The organism is Achromobacter sp. UMC71, assembly GCF_014170305.1.
In the GTDB taxonomy this organism is placed as follows: Bacteria; Pseudomonadota; Gammaproteobacteria; order Burkholderiales; family Burkholderiaceae_B; genus Achromobacter.
In genome coordinates this window covers 389,997-406,336 of sequence record NZ_LZZT01000015.1, presented here as the reverse complement: position 1 = coordinate 406,336, position 16,340 = coordinate 389,997, and the positions used below count along the sequence as shown (strand labels likewise).

Sequence of the window (16,340 nt, the reverse complement as noted above, 5' to 3'; positions counted from 1 at the left end):
TCACACGTCGTCGGCGCGGGCCGAGGACGTGACGGCGTTCAAGGCAAGCTTGCTTTGAACGCCGCGGCGCTTCAGCGGCGCTGGCCCTTGCCCGAGACGCCCGGCGCCGCCGAGCGCCAGGCCCGGATGCCGGCCGCAGCGGCCGCCAGTGCCAACAGTGCGCCAGCCAGCAGCAGCCACGGATGCTGATGGCGCACGCGTTCCCACGCCTTCCAGGCCTGGATGTAGTGAAAGCGCGAGGCGGATTGGAAGTCCGGCTCGGGGCATTCGCGGCCGAAGGTGGCGCTGAAGGGCACCTGGGCACCCTGATCCACATAGCGCAGATAGATGGCCGTGGCCCGTTCGGGCGTGTCGTCGATGACGTAGCGTGCGCCGCGGCACAGCACGGCGGCGAAGGCCTGTGAGCGGGTGGGCAGCTGGTCAGCGGCCTTGAGCGCGTAGTCGGCGGCGATCTGGCGGTAGTGGAAGCGCACATCCGGCTTGGCTTCGCTGGCGGCGTACCGCAGCCGTTCTTCCTGAGTCACGAAGGGGCCGGGCAGGGCGGATTCGGCGCGCTGCAGCGGCGTGTCCTGCGGCTCGCCGGCGTTTTCGCGGGCCTCGCGCCACCAGGGATTGGCGTCACGTCCGGCGCCGCCCTTGTAGTTGCCGTCATACACGGCATAGTCCGGACCTTGCTCATAGCCCATGATCCGCATGCCGTCGCGGCGCGCCAGCGTGGCGGCTGCGTACCAGGCCTGGGCGCGCGTGGTGCGGCCCCAGGCGCTGCCGGCCGCTTGCAGCGCATCGCCATATTCGGCCGCGCGCTGGCGCACGTTGGATTCCAGGATCTTCCATTCTTCGTCGCGGTATTCCAGCGCCGCGAAACGCGGATCGGAATCGGCGGGGAAATAGGGCAGTGCCTCGTCGACCCGGCCTTCACGCACCAGGCGCCGCGCCAGCAATTGGCGCAGCCGGTCGTGCACGGGCGGTTGGTGCAGGCGGCTCCATTCGTAGAACTGGTCGGTGGTGTAGCGGCTGAAGCCGGGCGGACGCGACGGCGCGGGCGATGCGGGAGCCTGGCGGTCGACATAGGCCTTGAGTTCGTCCGTGGTCAGTACGCGTTCGGCCACGTAGGCCGCGTCATTCCAGTAGGGCGACAGCGGCCAGCCTTCTTCGGGCGGGGGCGCGCCGTCCAGCGCGGCAGCGGCGCGGTACAGCTGGTCCAGCGCTTCGACATACTGGCCGCGCGACAACGACAGCACGCCTTGTTCAGCTTTCAGCAAGGCGCCGGCATCGGGCTCGACGCTGCCGTCCGCGCGCGGAAAGGCGGCCACGGCCCGCGCATAGGCCTGGGCGGCACGTTCGTTGTCGCCTTGGCGGATGGCCAGTTTGGCGCGTACCCACCAGGCCAACGCGGTGTCCAGGCGGCCAGCCAGCGCTTGCGCCAGATCGTAGCGGCCGACGCGGTAGGCCAGCGCGGCGACCCGGTCGGCATCGGCGATGCGTTGCGGGTCCTGCGTTTGCAGCGCCACCGCCAGCGATTGCAACGCGGGGTTGGGCGTGAGATCCGGGCGGCCGGTGGCGGCATCGGCCAGGGCCAGGCGGCCGGTGGCCTCGAAGGTGGCCCAGACGTCGTTGGCGCTGTCGGGATTGCCATCGACGATATCGCCCACGCGAGCCAGCCCGTAGGCTACCAGCAGGCGTTGGCCGACCGGGTCATCGATCAGTTTTGCCGCGCGGGCGGGGGCGCCCAATGCCCATTCGGCCAGCAGGCGCAGCGACTGGCGTCCGCTGACCGAACTGCGGGCGGCCTGGTCGGCGTACAGGTGCAGGGCCTGCTTCAGATCGGCCGCCGCGATGGCGTCCATGCAGGCGGTGGCGTTGATCAGATCGTCATAGGAGCAGGGACCTTGGGCGCCCGCCAGGTACAGGCGGGCCTGCTGGCCGTAGCTGGCCACCGCCAGGCCCAGCGGGTCGCTGTCGCCGCGCAGCGCCAGCTCGCGCACGCGGGCATAGGCTTGGGCATCCCGCGCGCGCCAGGCATCGGCGTCGTGGCTGCCGTCATGGGAGTGTTCGTTGGGGGCGTCGTACGCGGCTTCGCTGTCCCCCATTTCCGCCAACAGGTAGGCGGCCCAGACGCTGCGCGTCGCGGCCTGATCCGGCGGCAACACCAATATAGAGAGCAGGCGTTTGCGCGCGCGTTCCCAGCGGGTGTCGGCCTGCGCTTGCGGGGCGGTCCGATAGTCGACCGCGGCCGCCACATACAGCCGGACTGCCTCGGGCAGGCCTGCGCCTGCGGCATAGGCCAGGTCGCCGTCGGCCTTGGCGCGCATCACGCGGATCTGGTCGCGCTGGGCCGGACTGAGCGCCGGATCGAAGTCCTCCGGCATGGCGTCGGACCGGTAGCTGCCGTCCGGCAGCAGCGACGATTCATTGGCGCGCAGCGCGTCCGTGGCGGGCGCCAGGCGCGCCGCTTCGTAGGCGAACGAGTTGGCGGGCGTGCCTCGCAGCGTGGCGGCACGGTCGTCCAGCAACTGCGGCGGGAACTCTGGGCCGCAGGCGATGACGATGCCGGCGCCGGCGGCACAGGCCAGCAGCAACGCCGCGGCAAGCGATTTACGGTTGTACATGGAGGCTCGGGGTTGCGGAGTCACAGCGGATCCATCCAATGGCGCGTTCGACGCCAGCGCGCAGCAGGCCATCCTGCGCGCGGCGAAGATACCTGCCTTGGCGATCGTATTCAAGGGTGTAGCCGTTGATGCCGTCGGCCGCGCGGCAAGTGCCGTCCAGGCGAATGGCGAAGGGCAGCGGCGCATCGCTGTTGCCACGATTAGCCAGCAGTACGTCGCGCGCGCCGCCTGCGCCGGCCGCTTGCGCGGCCACGGTCACGTCGGGCGTCAAGGGCTGGCGCGCCAGCACGGCGCGCCAGGTGGGCAGGCTCCAGGCGCGCGTGTCGGCCTGCGTGGGCAGGCGGAACCAGACGATGCCGGCCAGGCCGCGCGGCGGGTCGCGGTCCAGTGTCGCGACAAATGCCGCCATGTCCGCGGGTGCGACCAGCAGCTCGGCGGAGCGGCCGCCAGGCATCAGGGCAGGCCGTTCACTTTCGATGGCGGCGATCTGGCCGCTGTCGTCCCAGGCCACGCGGCTGCCGTAACTGGGCAACGCCACCCGCCAGGGCCGTTGGGTCTGGCGGGAATAGGCATCGAGCCAGGCATGCGCGCGTTTGCCGTCGAACAAACCCAGCGTGGGGTTCTGCACGGCATGCACCTGCAGCACGGTTTCGTCCGGCACGGCCAATAGCGCAGGCAGTTCCGGGCTGTTCAGCCAGGTGGGCAAGGCGGTGATCGACAGCGGCACGCCCGGTTCCAGGCGCGCTTTCAAACCCGCCAGCATAGCGGCGTACGCGGGCAGCCGAGAGGTGGCGCAGTCGTAATCGATTTCAAGGCCGGCCAGCGTGACACCGGCGCCGCGCCAGGCCGCGAGCGTGGCGGTGGCGCGGGCGATGATCCGGTCCGGCGGCAGGTCGTTCACGCGGCCATCGAGCCGCAGCACCAGCACCACCGGCCGTTGGCTGGCGGCCAACGCGGCCAGGTCGGGCGCGGCATCGAACCAGACGCCGTCGGCGCGCATCTCCGCCGCCAGCACGCGCCACGACCGCACGGCATCGGCGCCGTCGGCCAGCGCGCGCGTCACAGCCGGGGTCCAGCGGCGTTGCCAGACATAGGCATCGTTGGGCAAAACGGTGTTCGGCGGCGGCGCGGCTGGTTCGCAGGCCGTCAGCAGAAGCAGGCTGCACAGCGCCGCCAGGCGCGGCCAATGCAACAGCGGTCTGGCGATGCGAGGCGCATGCATGGCGGGTCGCGGACGGGGCGGCATGATGCGGCGAAGAGGGGCTGAAAAAAGAAGGCGATGCGCGAGTTTGAAGATGCGTGATTCTATCCTTGATGTCGCAAGGGGTATTAGCACTCTGCATGTGTGGCTGCCAATCTTGCCAGCGATAGCCGCGGGCCATCGCTCGCATAGCCTTTGCCGGCGTGGCCTGCGGCTTGATCGCAGCAAGTTTGAGAGCGATTCGCGCACGCGGCCATCGACCTGGGCATCAGACTTGCGGACACGTTTTTTTGTGCATCCATGCAAATGAATTGCCACAAAATCGTCAAATCGGCTTAAGCTAAGACCATGACTTGGCGCTACGCGCGCATGGCTTGCTCCTTGCCTCGCAACGCGCCCTCGTCACCACGGATTCCAGTGTTGCGTACCGGCGCTTTGAACAACCGGACCGACACGTCGCTGAACAAGGTCGCACAACGCGCTGTTCAGACCGTTCGCTGCCATCGCATGGCGAACGCACCGGGCCTTACGCCCGGATCATAAGAATCCACCGGGATATCGCTCATCCCTTCAAATCATTGCTGACCATTTCATATGCGGCCGCATCATGCGCCCGTTCTACAGCGATATGCTGAAGGCGTACGAGTGAACTTATTCACGTTAGTTGCAATCCCTGACGGAACTTGTATCCGAAGGGAGCAGCCTAAACGGAAAGGGCCCGATCGTGCTCTTGGTTGATGTGTGGCGAAAGCAACATACGACCGTGCCGAAAATGCTTATGGCGAGATTATCTAGTCACGCATAAGCAGTGAGGCACACAATGGGGACACGTAGGGACGTCATGGCTTTTTCGCGTGTTGTAGGAGGTTTCCGTGCAAAACATCGTCGAAGGCTTTAAGTCGCAGTATGCAAGAGAGCAGGAGTCAGAGCTTTCCCTTGAGGAATATCTGAACCTCGCCAAACGCGATCCGATGGCGTACGCCAGCCCCGCTGAGCGCATGCTGGCGGCGATTGGCGAACCTGAAATCGTGGATACGCGCAACGACCCACGTCTTTCCCGTTTGTTTTCCAACCGGACCATCCGGCGCTATCCGGCGTTCCAGGAGTTCTACGGCATGGAGGACGTGATCGGGCAGATCGTGGCGTTCTTCAAGCATGCCGCTCAGGGGCTGGAAGAGCGCAAGCAAATTCTCTATCTGCTGGGGCCGGTCGGCGGGGGCAAGTCGTCCATCGCCGAACGCCTGAAGGTGCTGATGGAGAGCTATCCCATCTACGCGCTCAAGGGCTCGCCGGTGAACGAATCGCCGCTGGGCTTATTCCACCCCGAACGCTTTGGCGACACCCTCGAAAAGGAATACGGCATTCCGCGCCGCTACCTCACGGGCATCATGTCGCCGTGGGCAGTCAAGCGCCTGAAGGAATTCGACGGCGACATCTCGCAGTTCCGCGTGGTGCGCCTGAATCCGTCGGTGCTGCGCCAGGTGGCCATCGCCAAGACCGAGCCGGGTGACGAAAACAACCAGGACATCTCTTCGCTGGTCGGCAAGGTCGACATCCGCAAGCTCGATCGCCACTCGCAGGACGACCCGGACGCCTACAGCTATTCCGGCGGCTTGTGCCTGGCCAACCAGGGCTTGCTCGAGTTCGTCGAAATGTTCAAGGCGCCGATCAAGATGCTGCATCCGCTGCTCACGGCCACCCAGGAAGGCAACTTCAAGGGCACCGAGGGGTTCTCGGCGATTCCGTTCAACGGTTGCATCCTGGCGCACTCGAACGAATCGGAATGGCAGACCTTCCGCAACAACAAGCACAACGAGGCTTTCCTTGACCGGATCTACATCGTCAAGGTGCCTTACTGCCTGCAAGTCTCGGAAGAGGTCCGCATCTACGAAAAGCTGCTGCACCACAGCTCGCTGTCCAAGGCGCCGTGCGCGCCGGGAACGCTGGACATGATGGCGCAGTTCTCGGTGCTGACCCGCCTGAAGGAACCCGAAAATTCCAGCATCTATTCGAAGCTGCGCGTCTACGACGGCGAAAGCCTGAAGGACGTGGACCCCAAGGCCAAGGCCCTGCAAGAGTACAAGGATTACGCTGGCACCGACGAAGGCATGAACGGGGTGTCCACGCGCTTCGCGTACAAGATCCTGTCCAGCGTCTTCAATTACGACCAGACCGAAGTGGCCGCCAACCCGGTGCACCTGATGTACGTGCTGGAGCAGCGCATCGGCCGGGAAGACTATCCCGAGGAAATCCGCCGGCGCTACCTGGAATTCATCAAGGGGTTCCTGGCGCCGCGTTACGCGGAGTTCATCGGCAAGGAGATCCAGACCGCGTATCTCGAGTCGTACTCCGAGTACGGCCAGAACATCTTTGACCGCTACGTCACGTTTGCCGACTGCTGGATCCAGGACGAGGAATTCCGCGATCCTGAAACCGGCGAAAGCTTCGACCGCAGCGCCTTGAACGATGAGCTGGAAAAGATCGAGAAGCCGGCCGGCATCGCGAATCCGAAGGACTTCCGCAACGAGATCGTCAACTTCGTGCTGCGGGCGCGCGCCAACAACAACGGCCGCAACCCGACCTGGACCAGCTATGAAAAGCTGCGCGAAGTGATCGAGAAGAAGATGTTCTCGAACACGGAAGACCTGCTGCCGGTGATTTCGTTCAACGCCAAGGCGTCGGCCGAGGACAAGTCGAAACACCAGAGCTTCGTCGACCGGATGGTGGAAAAGGGCTACACGGAAAAGCAGGTCAGGCTGCTGTGCGAGTGGTACCTCCGTGTGAGGAAGTCTTCCTGAGCGAGGTGAATCATGAATTCACTGATCGATCGCCGTCTTAACGGGCGCAACAAGAGCGCCGTTAACCGGGAGCGCTTTCTTCGGCGTTACAAGGACCAGATCCGCAAGGCGGTCCACGGGATGATTCGCGACCGCTCGATCCAGGACATGGATCAGGGCGGCGAGATCAACCTGCCCGCCCGCGATATTTCCGAGCCGACGTTCCGGCACGGCGCGGGCGGCGACCGGGAAATGGTGCATCCGGGCAATCGTGAATTCGCCAGAGGCGACACCATCGACCGGCCTCAAGGAGGAGAAGGCCAAGGCGGGTCCGAGCCCGGCGAAGGCGAGGCGGTCGATCAGTTCACCTTCAGCCTGTCGCGCGCCGAGTTCCTGAACCTGTTCTTCGAAGACCTGGAACTGCCTCACCTGGCGCGTAACCAGCTGGGCGAGGTCAGCCAGAAAAAGTGGCAGCGTGCGGGCTACACCACTACCGGCTCGCCCAGCATGCTCAGCATCAGCCGCACGCTGAAGTCATCGCTGGCGCGGCGGGTGGCGCTGAGCGTGAAGGCGCGCGCCGACCTGGAAGATGCGGAAGAGCGCCTGGCCAAGGCTCTGTCGGCGGGCGCGCCCGCCGACCAGATCCGGGCGCTGGAGCAAGACGTCGAGGACTGCCGCGAGCGCCTGGCCCGCGTGCCGTTCCTGGACGACCTGGACCTGCGCTACCGCAACCGCGTGTCGGTCTCGATTCCGATGGCGCGTGCGGTCATGTTCTGCCTGATGGACGTGTCCGGTTCCATGGACGAGGGCAAGAAAGACCTGGCCAAACGCTTCTTCACGCTGCTGTACCTGTTCCTGTCGCGCAAGTACGAACACGTGGACCTGGTCTTCATCCGCCACACGGACAATGCCGAGGAAGTGGACGAGCAGACGTTCTTCTACGATCCCAAGAGCGGCGGCACCATCGTGCTGTCGGCGTTGGAGCTGATGCGCGAGATCGTCGAAAAGCGTTATCCGCCCACGGCCTGGAACGTGTACGCGGCGCAGGCCAGCGACGGCGATTCGTTCGGCGCCGACGCGGGCAAGAGCGCGCGCTTTCTGGCCGAGCACCTGTTGCCGGCCACGCGCTACTTCGCCTATATCGAGATCCCCGATTCGCAGGAGGCCCGCAAGAGCAGCCTGTGGGCGGAGTATGAACAGAAACTGGAGCCGCACTTCGTGATGCGGCGCATCTGCGAACGCGGGGAGATCTATCCCGTGTTCCATGACCTGTTCAAGAAGGAAACCGCATGAATGCCATCGTGGGCGCACTCGTGGAGCCGGAATCGGTCGGCGGCAGCCCCCGGCCATTGTCGCAAGGTTCCGAATGGACGTTCGAACTGATCCAGTCCTATGACGACGCGATCTCGCAGGTCGCGCGCGAATACGGGCTGGATACCTACCCGAACCAGATCGAGGTGATCACCTCGGAACAGATGCTGGACGCCTATGCGTCGGCCGGCCTGCCTATCGGCTATCCGCACTGGTCCTACGGCAAGGAATTCATCCGCAACGAGCAGTACTACCGTCGCGGCATGCAAGGCCTGGCGTACGAGATCGTGATCAATTCCAACCCCTGCATCGCCTACCTCATGGAAGAGAACTCCATGACGATGCAGGCGCTGGTGATCGCGCACGCCTGCTACGGACACAACTCGTTCTTCAAGGGCAATTACCTGTTTCGCCAGTGGACCGACGCCGACGGTGTGCTGGACTACCTGGTGTTCGCCCGCAAGTACGTGATGGATTGCGAAGACCGCTACGGCATCGACGCCGTGGAGGCGCTGCTGGATTCCTGCCACGCGCTGTCGCACCACGGGGTCGACCGCTACAAGCGGCCCACGCCGATCTCGTACAAGGAAGAATCCGCCCGCCAGGCCGAACGTCAGGAGCACGCCCGCCTGCAATACAACGATCTGTGGCGCACGCTGCCGCGCCTGGAAGCCGACAAGGACCCGCGCGCCGCGGCGGTGGTGTTTCCGCCCGAGCCCGAGGAAAACCTGCTTTACTTCATCGAGAAGTACTCGCCCAAGCTGGCGCCGTGGCAGAAGGAACTGGTGCGCATCGTGCGCAAGGTGGCGCAGTACTTCTATCCGCAGACGCAGACCAAGGTCATGAACGAAGGGTGGGCCACGTTCTGGCACTACACCATCCTGAACCGCCTGCACGAAAAGGGGCTGGTCAATGACGGCTTCATGATGGAGTTCCTGCAAAGCCACACCAACGTCGTCAGCCAGCGCGGCTTTGACGAGCGCGGCTATGGCGGCATCAACCCCTACGCGCTGGGTTTTGCCATGATGTCGGACATCCGCCGCATCTGCGAAAAGCCCACGCCCGAAGACCGCCGCTGGTTCCCGGACATCGCGGGCGGCGATTGGCTGAAGACGCTGGACTTCGCCATGCGCAACTTCAAGGACGAGTCCTTTATCTCGCAATACCTGTCGCCGCGCCTGATCCGTGAGTTCCGCTTCTTCGCGATCTCGGATCACCAGGCCAATCCGAAGCTGGAAGTGGCCGCCATCCACGACGACGAAGGCTATCGCGACATCCGCCGCCTGCTGGCCGCGCAGCACAATCGCGACAACCAGGTGCCGGACATCCAGGTCACCCGTTTCAACCGCGATACCGACCGCTCGCTGGTGCTGCGCCACCTGAAGAGCCGCAGCCGGCCGTTGGCGGCCGAGGACGCCGAGCAGGTCATGAAGCATCTGGCGCGCCTGTGGGGGTTCCGGGTGCGGCTGGAAGAAACGGAGCCGGACGGCACGGTCAGTTCCTACCGGGAACAGGATCCGCCGCCGGCATGACAGGGCAGGGCCGGACCCGGGGCGCCGTGTGGGGGCGTCGCCCGGGCGAGGCGCAAGGGGGCGCAGTCGCGTCCCCTTTTTTCTTTTGCCGTTCGCCGCTGCAGCTTTTTTGCCAATCTGCTAGAATCCGCGATTCGCATTTTTAGTAATGCGTACCAGATCAGGACAGGTGGCCGAGCGGTTGAAGGCGCACGCCTGGAAAGCGTGTATACGTCAAAAGCGTATCGGGGGTTCGAATCCCCCTCTGTCCGCCAAGATTCATGCAAGCATTGCCCAACAATGCCCGGAAACCCGCACCAGCGTTAGCTGTGCGGGTTTTTTCTTGCCCAGGCTTGCCAAGCAAGCACCACTAGAAGCAACCCAGAAATTCGGGTACTTTGCCGGGTATCGCGGCCCTGAGGGGCCTAATCCCGCAAAAAGTACCCGTTTTTCATAGGGCAGACATGGCCACGCTTGCCAAGCTGACAGACACCGCAATCCGCGCCGCCAAGGGCGGGCAGAAGCCCTACAAGATGGCTGATGGCGGTGGGCTGTACATCCTCGTCAAACCGGACGGCACGCGCTACTGGCGCTACAACTACCGGCACGCCGACAAGGACCGGACCATGGCCTTTGGCGTGTACCCGGAAGTGTCCGCCAAGCTGGCACGCGAGAAACACGCCGCCGCGCGCGCGCAACTGGCCGCCGGCGTCGATCCGATGGCCGAACGCAAGCAGGATAAGCACGCCATCCGGGCAGCCGCGGCTGACGATTTCGAGGGCGTGGCACGCGAAATGTGGACAAAGAAGCTCGCGCGCGGGAACGCGGCCGGGTATGTCGATGAGGTGCTTGCCAAGCTGGAAAAGGATGTGTTCCCGTGGATAGGCCGGCGAGCCATCGCAGGCATCACGGCAGCCGATATCCTGCCCATCCTAGAACGGGTCGAAGCCCGCGCGCCGGAGACGGCCCGGCGCTTACGCGGATTCACTGGCGAGGTGTTCCGCTACGCCATAGCGCGCAACAAAGCGAAGGTGGACCCCACGCAAGCGCTGCGTGGCGCAGTGATCACGCCCAAGACACAGCACTTTGCCGCCATCACGGACCCCGCCGCTTTCGGTGAGCTGCTGCGCAAGATGTTCACCTATCGGGGGGAACTGGTCACGCGCGCGCTGCTACAGTTATCGCCCCTGGTGTTCCAGCGACCTTCCGAGTTGCGAGAGGCCCGATGGGCTGAATTTGATTTGATAGGCCGCAACTGGGGCGCACCGATGTGGGAAATACCCGCAGAGCGCGACGGCGCAGAAGGTGACACGAAGATCACGCGCACGGGTTGGGAATCGCACCTGGTGCCGCTGTCGCGCCAGGCCGTCAGCGTCTTGGAAGCGCTGCGGCCGGCAACCGAGCATACCGGGTGGGTGTTCAAGTCGAACAGGAAGACGGATCGCCCGCTGTCGGAAGGGGCTGTCCTGGCCGCCTTGCGGCGTATGGGCTACGCCAAGAAAATGACCGCGCACGGCTTTCGTGCATCAGCACGCACGCTTGCAGCAGAACGCCTGAAAGCTGATGAGCGCGTGTTGGAGTTGCAGATTTCGCACAAGGTCGTCGATGCCCTTGGGCGAGCCTACAACCGGACGGCATTCATTGATGAACGAGTTGTGTTCATGCAGCAATGGGCGGACTACGTGGAAAGGCTTGCGGCGGGCGCTGCCCCGCCGCTGATGCCTAGCGTCGATTAGGTGACGGCTTGGCCGCTTCGTAGCCCGTTGGGTCGTCGATCCAGCGCAGAACCTCGGCACCTCTGTACTTGATACCTCGCGCGCCCGTGGCAACCTTGGGCGGCGCGCTACCGTCCTTGACGAGAATGCGCCACGTCTCGCGGCTGACGCGAACGAACGGTTCTATCTCGGCCCATGAATACAGTGCGCCGGCAAGGAGTTTTTCCAGCGGCTGCAACCGGCGTTGGCGCATCTTCTTTTCACGGTTCTCCGGCATTGGCGGAGGGGGTGGGGCTTTGCAATGCAGTCCGAGCTCTTTGGGGCTCGCCATCACACGCCTCCCTTTCCAAACACATCCTGGCCGCCTCGTGCGGACGCAGGCCAATCGGAGCGAAATTGCTGCTGACTGCCGGCATGCGCTACGAGGTTCCGGGTGGTGCGCAATTGGGCGCTCGACAGTGGAACAACCAGCGTTAGGGCATCTACCATTCCCATAACGCGCGAATACGTATCCAAAAGGGTTTGGTCGGTCAGCCCGTACCTATCCGTGAGCGTCGGCCGATACTTCATGGCGCGTCGAGCAATGAGGCCGGCTCCGGTGTTGGCAGACCGCTGCGCGTCTCGAGAAAATGCCGCCAGCAGGTCAACGGGGACCATCCCCAGTTGCGTACCCGCTGCCTTTGACCGATGACAAAGCTGCACGTTGACCATCCGATGCTGCAGCTCGGTGGGTAGTGAGCGCTGCGATTCGGCTACAAACAGGGCCGCTCCATGGAACCAGTAATGTCTCGTAGGCTGGCCAGATGTGTGAGCGGACACGTCATGTGGGACATTGCCCGCAAACACGTTTATCAGCTCGACGCCTTGAGCGTCAGGCTCAAGATCAATCAGCACCACCGGCCGGCTGTCGTTTTCAGCGAGATTTCGCGCGAGTGCGGAAGCCGTCATCTTGTGAGGCATCCAGCCTAGATAGCAGTCACGGCCCAGTAGTTTCCACAAGAATTCAATGAGTGTGTCCTTGCCCGTTCCCGGCGCTCCAGAGACTTGCATGAGGGGAAAGCGCGTCCATTCATGCATGAGGCCGGAGCTGCATTGCGCGCCGTACCAGTAGGCGAGGGCCGCGATGCCTTCGGGGCCGAAGGCATCCCAAAACAGATTGGCGCAGATAGCGGGGTAATGATCTTTCTTGGTGTGCATGGTTTTACTCGTCTGTATCTGCCGCACTTGCGCGCTTATAGTCGCGGGGCAGCGTAGTGTAGGGGGTACGATCAGCGACGGGGCGCTGCGGCGGTGCCGCAGGTGGTGGCCGAAATTCACCAGCACGCGGGAGGGCGAGAACCTGCGCGGTGATTTCCAGGCATCGGGCCAGCAGAGGCGAGCGCATGGCGTCGGCCAGCGTGCCGCGCAGACCAGCTGCATCATGGGCCTGGGCGAGCAGTGCGGGGGTCGGTTTCAGCATCGCTATGCGCCCTTCTTGAAGACCCAGCAATGCACTGTGCTGGCGCGAGCGCTACCGGCCTGACTCGCGTTCTGGCGAATGCGGCTCTTCACCGTCTTAACACCCAGGAACTTGTGCAGGCGGCTTGTGCGCAACACTTTCTTTAGTTCGTGCAGTGCCGGGACTTGCTGACGATGCGTTGCTGCCGCTTCGACAAAGTGGTTCAGGTTGACGGCAATCTCGTCGTCATTGCAGGAATGGTTCAGAGCGGGGGCCTGCTCGTCATCTCCATTGAGATATGAGTAGGAATCCCAGAAGTCCTGCACCATCGGATGGTCAGTGCCAATCACCTGCTGCCGGTTCGCTGCCAATTGGGGTAGCAGTTCGATGGTGGCGCCATGTTGCTCATCGCTCATGTTGACGACAAGGCGCAACGCATCTACAGCGGCCATGACCTGCGCGTGGCACTCAGCGATGCGGGTCATCTTGATGTCTGATCGTTGTAGCAGTGCCGCAAGGTGGTGCGCAGTATGCTCGCGTATCGCGTGTGTGATATCTGCCTCACGTTTGCTCGCCTCCAGTACGAACCAGGACACATCCTCCATCGGAATTGTGCTGAGTGCCTTGGCTGCCCTAAACGTGGCCGGGCTTTGCCCCGCTCGGTCGAAGAACAGATGCACGATGCGCGACAGAATCGCCTCGCTGGCATTCACCGGGGCATTCTGAGAGATGACGATGGCCCCCCTAAACGGCGGCTCGTAGGTGTCATTGCCACCGTTGGCTACCCCGCGCGCACGAATGCCGCGGCCGTTGTACATGGGCTTTAACTCATCCCAGTCGAACGCCTTGGCGTGACTGCCTTTGTCATCGCCAATCCGTTCGCGGTCGGATTCGATCAGCACGACGGGCATGCCACTGGTGCGGGCGAAGTTGCGGGCGCGCGCGGCAGGGGTGGCCTTCGCCGGATCGAAGCCCTCGTAGTCGCGGCCAAAGAGTTTCCACAGGAATTCAATCAGTGTGGTTTTGCCCGCGTTTGCTTCGCCGACCACCTCAAGGAATGGGAAGCTCCGTTGTTCGGCGCGGATTTGCTCGGCGAACAACGATGCAAACCAGTACGCCAGGGCGACGATGCCCCGTGCGCCGAAGGCGTCCCATAGGTGCGTGAACCACTCGGGCTTGTAATCATGCCGGTTGGTGTTGATGTTCATGTCGCTGTTGGCCAACGACTTCACCGCGAGCGTACCCAGGTCGAAGTAGTCCTCTTCGTTAACGGGGTGAATCGCGCCTTCCTGCACCGCCACGTCGCCGAAGATGTAGCAACGATGCTCCTTGCTGTATCCAATGAAATCAACGGTTTCCACGCGCTTGATGTTGTACAAGCGGCGCTCCATCATCCGATCAAGGTGTTGGCTAGAGCCGGAAAACATGGCGCCAGGTGCGATGGCCAGCAGACGTTTTTTGAATTCGCTGCCGGTCGATACCTGTGAGGCGGTGAAAGTATTTTTTACTGGCGGACCATCGTGCGGGAATTCGACACGGAAGTAGTACCAGCTCTCGTCCGTGATCCGGTTTTCTTGGAAGTACAGTGGTTGGGGGTAGCAATTGGAGATTGGCCGGATTCCGCCAGACTCCCGAAGCGCGCGCTCGCGTAGCATGGTTTGCGTCATGTCGGCCGCACCGGCTTCTTCCGCAATGCGGTCCATGGCTTTGTGGAATGCATTTAGGTCGATACTGAACCAGTACAGGCGCTTGCCAAACTCGAAATCAAATTCGGTGCGACTGTTGTCGTGCTCGTACATGAGCATGGCTTTCTCGGTGGCGTTTTGCGCCAGCAGAATGGAGCCGTGATACAGGTATAGCCTGCGGCCCTCGGCGGACAAGCGCTGCAAGGCGCTTTCCTGGCCGTGCTGGTCCAGCAGATAGAGGTCGTTCCAATCGCGCTTGACGCGGCCGTTTTGCGGGATGTAGGCCGCCCGGCATTGCCAGCCATCCGCCCGTGCGCGGGCGGCGTGTTTACGGATGTAGCTACGCCCGGCTTTGTCGCCGTCGTAGGCCCAGACTAGGTGCGGCAGGTTCTCGGGCCGTGCCTCTTTGATGGCGCGTAGCGCATCGCCCGGATAGTTGCTGCAAGACAACGATGCGACGGCACACACGCCATTCATCCAAAGTGAGATGGCGTCGAATATGCCTTCAACGATCCAAATCTCTACGGCCTTGGTGATATCGAATCCTGGCGGTGTCCACCATTGCCCCTGATATGTGCCGCCGGGCTTGAAGCGGGCCTTCTGCTTCCCGAAGCGCGAAGGTTCATCAATCAGGCGTTCCCAGTACGTCGAGCCAACCGCGAAGCGGACGGTCGCGGAACCAATGCGGCGCTCACGGTCGTAGTAGTTCTCTTGGGTGTAGCTGCCAGCGATGCGCGACAGGTCAAAGCCGCGTGCATGCGCCAAATAGGCGTCCGCCGCCGCATTCGGGTTGGTCTTGGTTTCTTCGGCATACCGTTTTGACCAGTGGTCGAAGATATCCGAATAGAGCTCTTTGACGTGCCCCTCCCAGCCGCAGTGATTTAGGCGGCCGCAGCGAAGCACCCAGGGATGCTCTGCGTTCGTGTACAGCTCTTTCTTTCTGCACTCTGGGCATCGTCCCTGGCGCAGCCAACCGCCTTGCTGCTTGAACTCGAAAGCATCAAGGCGGCCCAGCACTTCGCGGAGAATGTCCGGTTTCATAGGTCAGGCCGTCAGGTTGCGTTCACGAAGGGCGCGGGCGGACGCATCGTGCCAGTCACATACAGCTCTGATCATGTGGCCCCACAAGGCGGCGTCACCCTGGGAAGCGTCCTGGAACAGCGATTGTTCGCCGTTGTAGGCTGCTAGGACGATATGGCGGGTCAGCTGGTGAATGGCTTTCAGCTCGTCGTCGGAAAACGTGCATTCCAGGCGGGCATAGACAGGAATAGCGGGCATGGTTCAGTTCCTTACGAAAACAGTTGTCCGCAACGGGCGCAGTGGCGCCCGTCGGCAAGGTGGTAGTGCGTGGGGTTGGGTAGAGCTAGATCGCCAGTGCGGCGACCTCTTTTACGCTCAGGAGATGGGCGACTTCGATAGACGAAAGGACACGGGTGTGGCCCGTCGCACGATCGACGATAAACAGGGCGTGGCTGGTGCTGCGGTCCATGTCAAAGTTGATGGGGCTGGAATGGCTACCGACTTCGGCGATGGCCTTCGCTGCTTCGGTTTCGGCGGTGCGTTGTGAGCAGTTCGCCACTGCCATCAGATGCGCGGTGCAGCGCTCAAGAAGATGGTTGTCACGCGGGCCAGGCATGGTCGCGCCGTTGTCACGTTCGACGGCCAGGAACATATGCGCTTGGTCGGCCAGGAAAGGGCGGCTCCAGTTGGTGGGTCCGTTCACAAGGGAATAAGGCTGACTATTCATCATGGTCAAGGCTCAGTTGGCGAGGGTCTGCGGATGCCGCGACACGCTGGCGGATGATCTCGGCCTTTGTCGAAAGCGGCAGGTGTACTAGCGGATTGGGAAGAGACGCTGGAGATACGGTGCGTACCGCTTCCAGATGTGAAACCCATGTATGGCCGCACGTCATGTCGCGGCATTGAAAATACAGAACACGCATAGTGGCCGACACGGTTTCGCTGGTGCGAACCGTCGCAAATGCGTTGCAGTGCGGGCAGTGCTGCCCAAGCACGTTCATTTGGTACTGCCCTGGCGGCGTGCCTTCGGCAAGGCACCGTTTTCGCGCTGGTAGTCGATTAACCCGCGTCGA

Annotated in this window: 12 protein-coding genes and 1 tRNA gene; 5 read left to right on the top strand and 8 right to left on the bottom strand. The window is 63.1% G+C overall.

Annotated elements, in window-relative coordinates:
* Positions 1–71: 71 nt before the first annotated feature.
* Both A9974_RS08255 and A9974_RS08250 read right to left on the bottom strand, forming a co-directional pair.
* Entirely contained in the window at positions 72–2,609 is a 2,538-nt protein-coding gene (locus A9974_RS08255; protein WP_183003600.1) for a hypothetical protein, read from the bottom strand.
* Positions 2,596–3,831 carry a DUF3142 domain-containing protein gene (locus A9974_RS08250; RefSeq protein ID WP_183003599.1) on the bottom strand — a complete coding sequence of 412 codons (1,236 nt, stop codon included), beginning with the start codon at positions 3,829–3,831 and terminating at the stop codon, positions 2,596–2,598. Before A9974_RS08250 ends, A9974_RS08255 begins: the two co-directional genes overlap by 14 nt.
* 860 nt (positions 3,832–4,691) lie before the next feature.
* On the opposite strand from A9974_RS08250, the gene A9974_RS08245 reads away from it, so the two are divergent.
* The 5 genes from A9974_RS08245 (at position 4,692) to A9974_RS08225 (ending at position 11,145) form a co-directional block, all read left to right on the top strand.
* A complete protein-coding gene (locus tag A9974_RS08245; RefSeq protein WP_370539599.1) occupies positions 4,692–6,608 on the top strand; it encodes a PrkA family serine protein kinase in 1,917 nt (638 codons plus the stop codon).
* A 12-nt stretch (positions 6,609–6,620) separates the two neighbouring features.
* A complete protein-coding gene (locus tag A9974_RS08240) occupies positions 6,621–7,880 on the top strand; it encodes a YeaH/YhbH family protein (RefSeq protein WP_183003597.1) in 1,260 nt (419 codons plus the stop codon).
* Positions 7,877–9,430, top strand: coding sequence for a SpoVR family protein (locus tag A9974_RS08235; protein WP_183003596.1), 1,554 nt, complete (start codon positions 7,877–7,879; stop codon positions 9,428–9,430). The genes A9974_RS08240 and A9974_RS08235 overlap by 4 nt, the downstream gene beginning before the upstream one ends.
* A gap of 163 nt (positions 9,431–9,593) precedes the next feature.
* A tRNA-Ser gene (locus A9974_RS08230) sits at positions 9,594–9,684 on the top strand.
* Between the two features lie 189 nt (positions 9,685–9,873).
* Positions 9,874–11,145, top strand: a complete 1,272-nt coding sequence (locus tag A9974_RS08225; protein WP_183003595.1) for an integrase arm-type DNA-binding domain-containing protein — start codon at positions 9,874–9,876, stop codon at positions 11,143–11,145.
* Here the strand turns inward: A9974_RS08225 and A9974_RS29435 are convergent.
* From A9974_RS29435 to A9974_RS08195, 6 genes are all read right to left on the bottom strand, one after another.
* Positions 11,132–11,455, bottom strand: a complete 324-nt coding sequence (locus A9974_RS29435) for an AlpA family transcriptional regulator (RefSeq protein WP_255468078.1) — start codon at positions 11,453–11,455, stop codon at positions 11,132–11,134. The two genes, A9974_RS08225 and A9974_RS29435, sit on opposite strands and share 14 nt — an antisense overlap.
* Positions 11,455–12,321, bottom strand: a complete 867-nt coding sequence (locus tag A9974_RS08215; protein WP_183003594.1) for a hypothetical protein — start codon at positions 12,319–12,321, stop codon at positions 11,455–11,457. Before A9974_RS08215 ends, A9974_RS29435 begins: the two co-directional genes overlap by 1 nt.
* Positions 12,322–12,585: 264 nt before the next feature.
* Positions 12,586–15,288 (bottom strand): toprim domain-containing protein, encoded by a 2,703-nt coding sequence (locus tag A9974_RS08210; protein ID WP_183003593.1) that lies wholly within the window; start codon positions 15,286–15,288, stop codon positions 12,586–12,588.
* Between the two features lie 3 nt (positions 15,289–15,291).
* Positions 15,292–15,525 (bottom strand): hypothetical protein, encoded by a 234-nt coding sequence (locus A9974_RS08205; protein ID WP_183003592.1) that lies wholly within the window; start codon positions 15,523–15,525, stop codon positions 15,292–15,294.
* Positions 15,526–15,610: 85 nt separating this feature from the next.
* A complete protein-coding gene (locus tag A9974_RS08200; RefSeq protein WP_183003591.1) occupies positions 15,611–15,997 on the bottom strand; it encodes a hypothetical protein in 387 nt (128 codons plus the stop codon).
* A complete protein-coding gene (locus A9974_RS08195; RefSeq protein WP_183003590.1) occupies positions 15,987–16,268 on the bottom strand; it encodes an ogr/Delta-like zinc finger family protein in 282 nt (93 codons plus the stop codon). The genes A9974_RS08200 and A9974_RS08195 overlap by 11 nt, the downstream gene beginning before the upstream one ends.
* Between the last annotated feature and the right edge of the window lie 72 nt (positions 16,269–16,340).

Excerpts from the sequence above, each read along its gene's own strand:
- A9974_RS08255 (WP_183003600.1), bottom strand. The coding sequence starts at position 2,609 with ATGTACAACCGTAAATCGCTTGCCGCGGCGTTGCTGCTGGCCTGTGCC.
- A9974_RS08250 (WP_183003599.1), bottom strand. The coding sequence starts at position 3,831 with ATGCATGCGCCTCGCATCGCCAGACCGCTGTTGCATTGGCCGCGCCTG.
- A9974_RS08240 (WP_183003597.1), top strand. The coding sequence starts at position 6,621 with ATGAATTCACTGATCGATCGCCGTCTTAACGGGCGCAACAAGAGCGCC.
- A9974_RS08235 (WP_183003596.1), top strand. The coding sequence starts at position 7,877 with ATGAATGCCATCGTGGGCGCACTCGTGGAGCCGGAATCGGTCGGCGGC.
- A9974_RS08225 (WP_183003595.1), top strand. The coding sequence starts at position 9,874 with ATGGCCACGCTTGCCAAGCTGACAGACACCGCAATCCGCGCCGCCAAG.
- A9974_RS29435 (WP_255468078.1), bottom strand. The coding sequence starts at position 11,455 with ATGGCGAGCCCCAAAGAGCTCGGACTGCATTGCAAAGCCCCACCCCCT.
- A9974_RS08215 (WP_183003594.1), bottom strand. The coding sequence starts at position 12,321 with ATGCACACCAAGAAAGATCATTACCCCGCTATCTGCGCCAATCTGTTT.
- A9974_RS08210 (WP_183003593.1), bottom strand. The coding sequence starts at position 15,288 with ATGAAACCGGACATTCTCCGCGAAGTGCTGGGCCGCCTTGATGCTTTC.
- A9974_RS08205 (WP_183003592.1), bottom strand. The coding sequence starts at position 15,525 with ATGCCCGCTATTCCTGTCTATGCCCGCCTGGAATGCACGTTTTCCGAC.
- A9974_RS08200 (WP_183003591.1), bottom strand. The coding sequence starts at position 15,997 with ATGATGAATAGTCAGCCTTATTCCCTTGTGAACGGACCCACCAACTGG.
- A9974_RS08195 (WP_183003590.1), bottom strand. The coding sequence starts at position 16,268 with ATGAACGTGCTTGGGCAGCACTGCCCGCACTGCAACGCATTTGCGACG.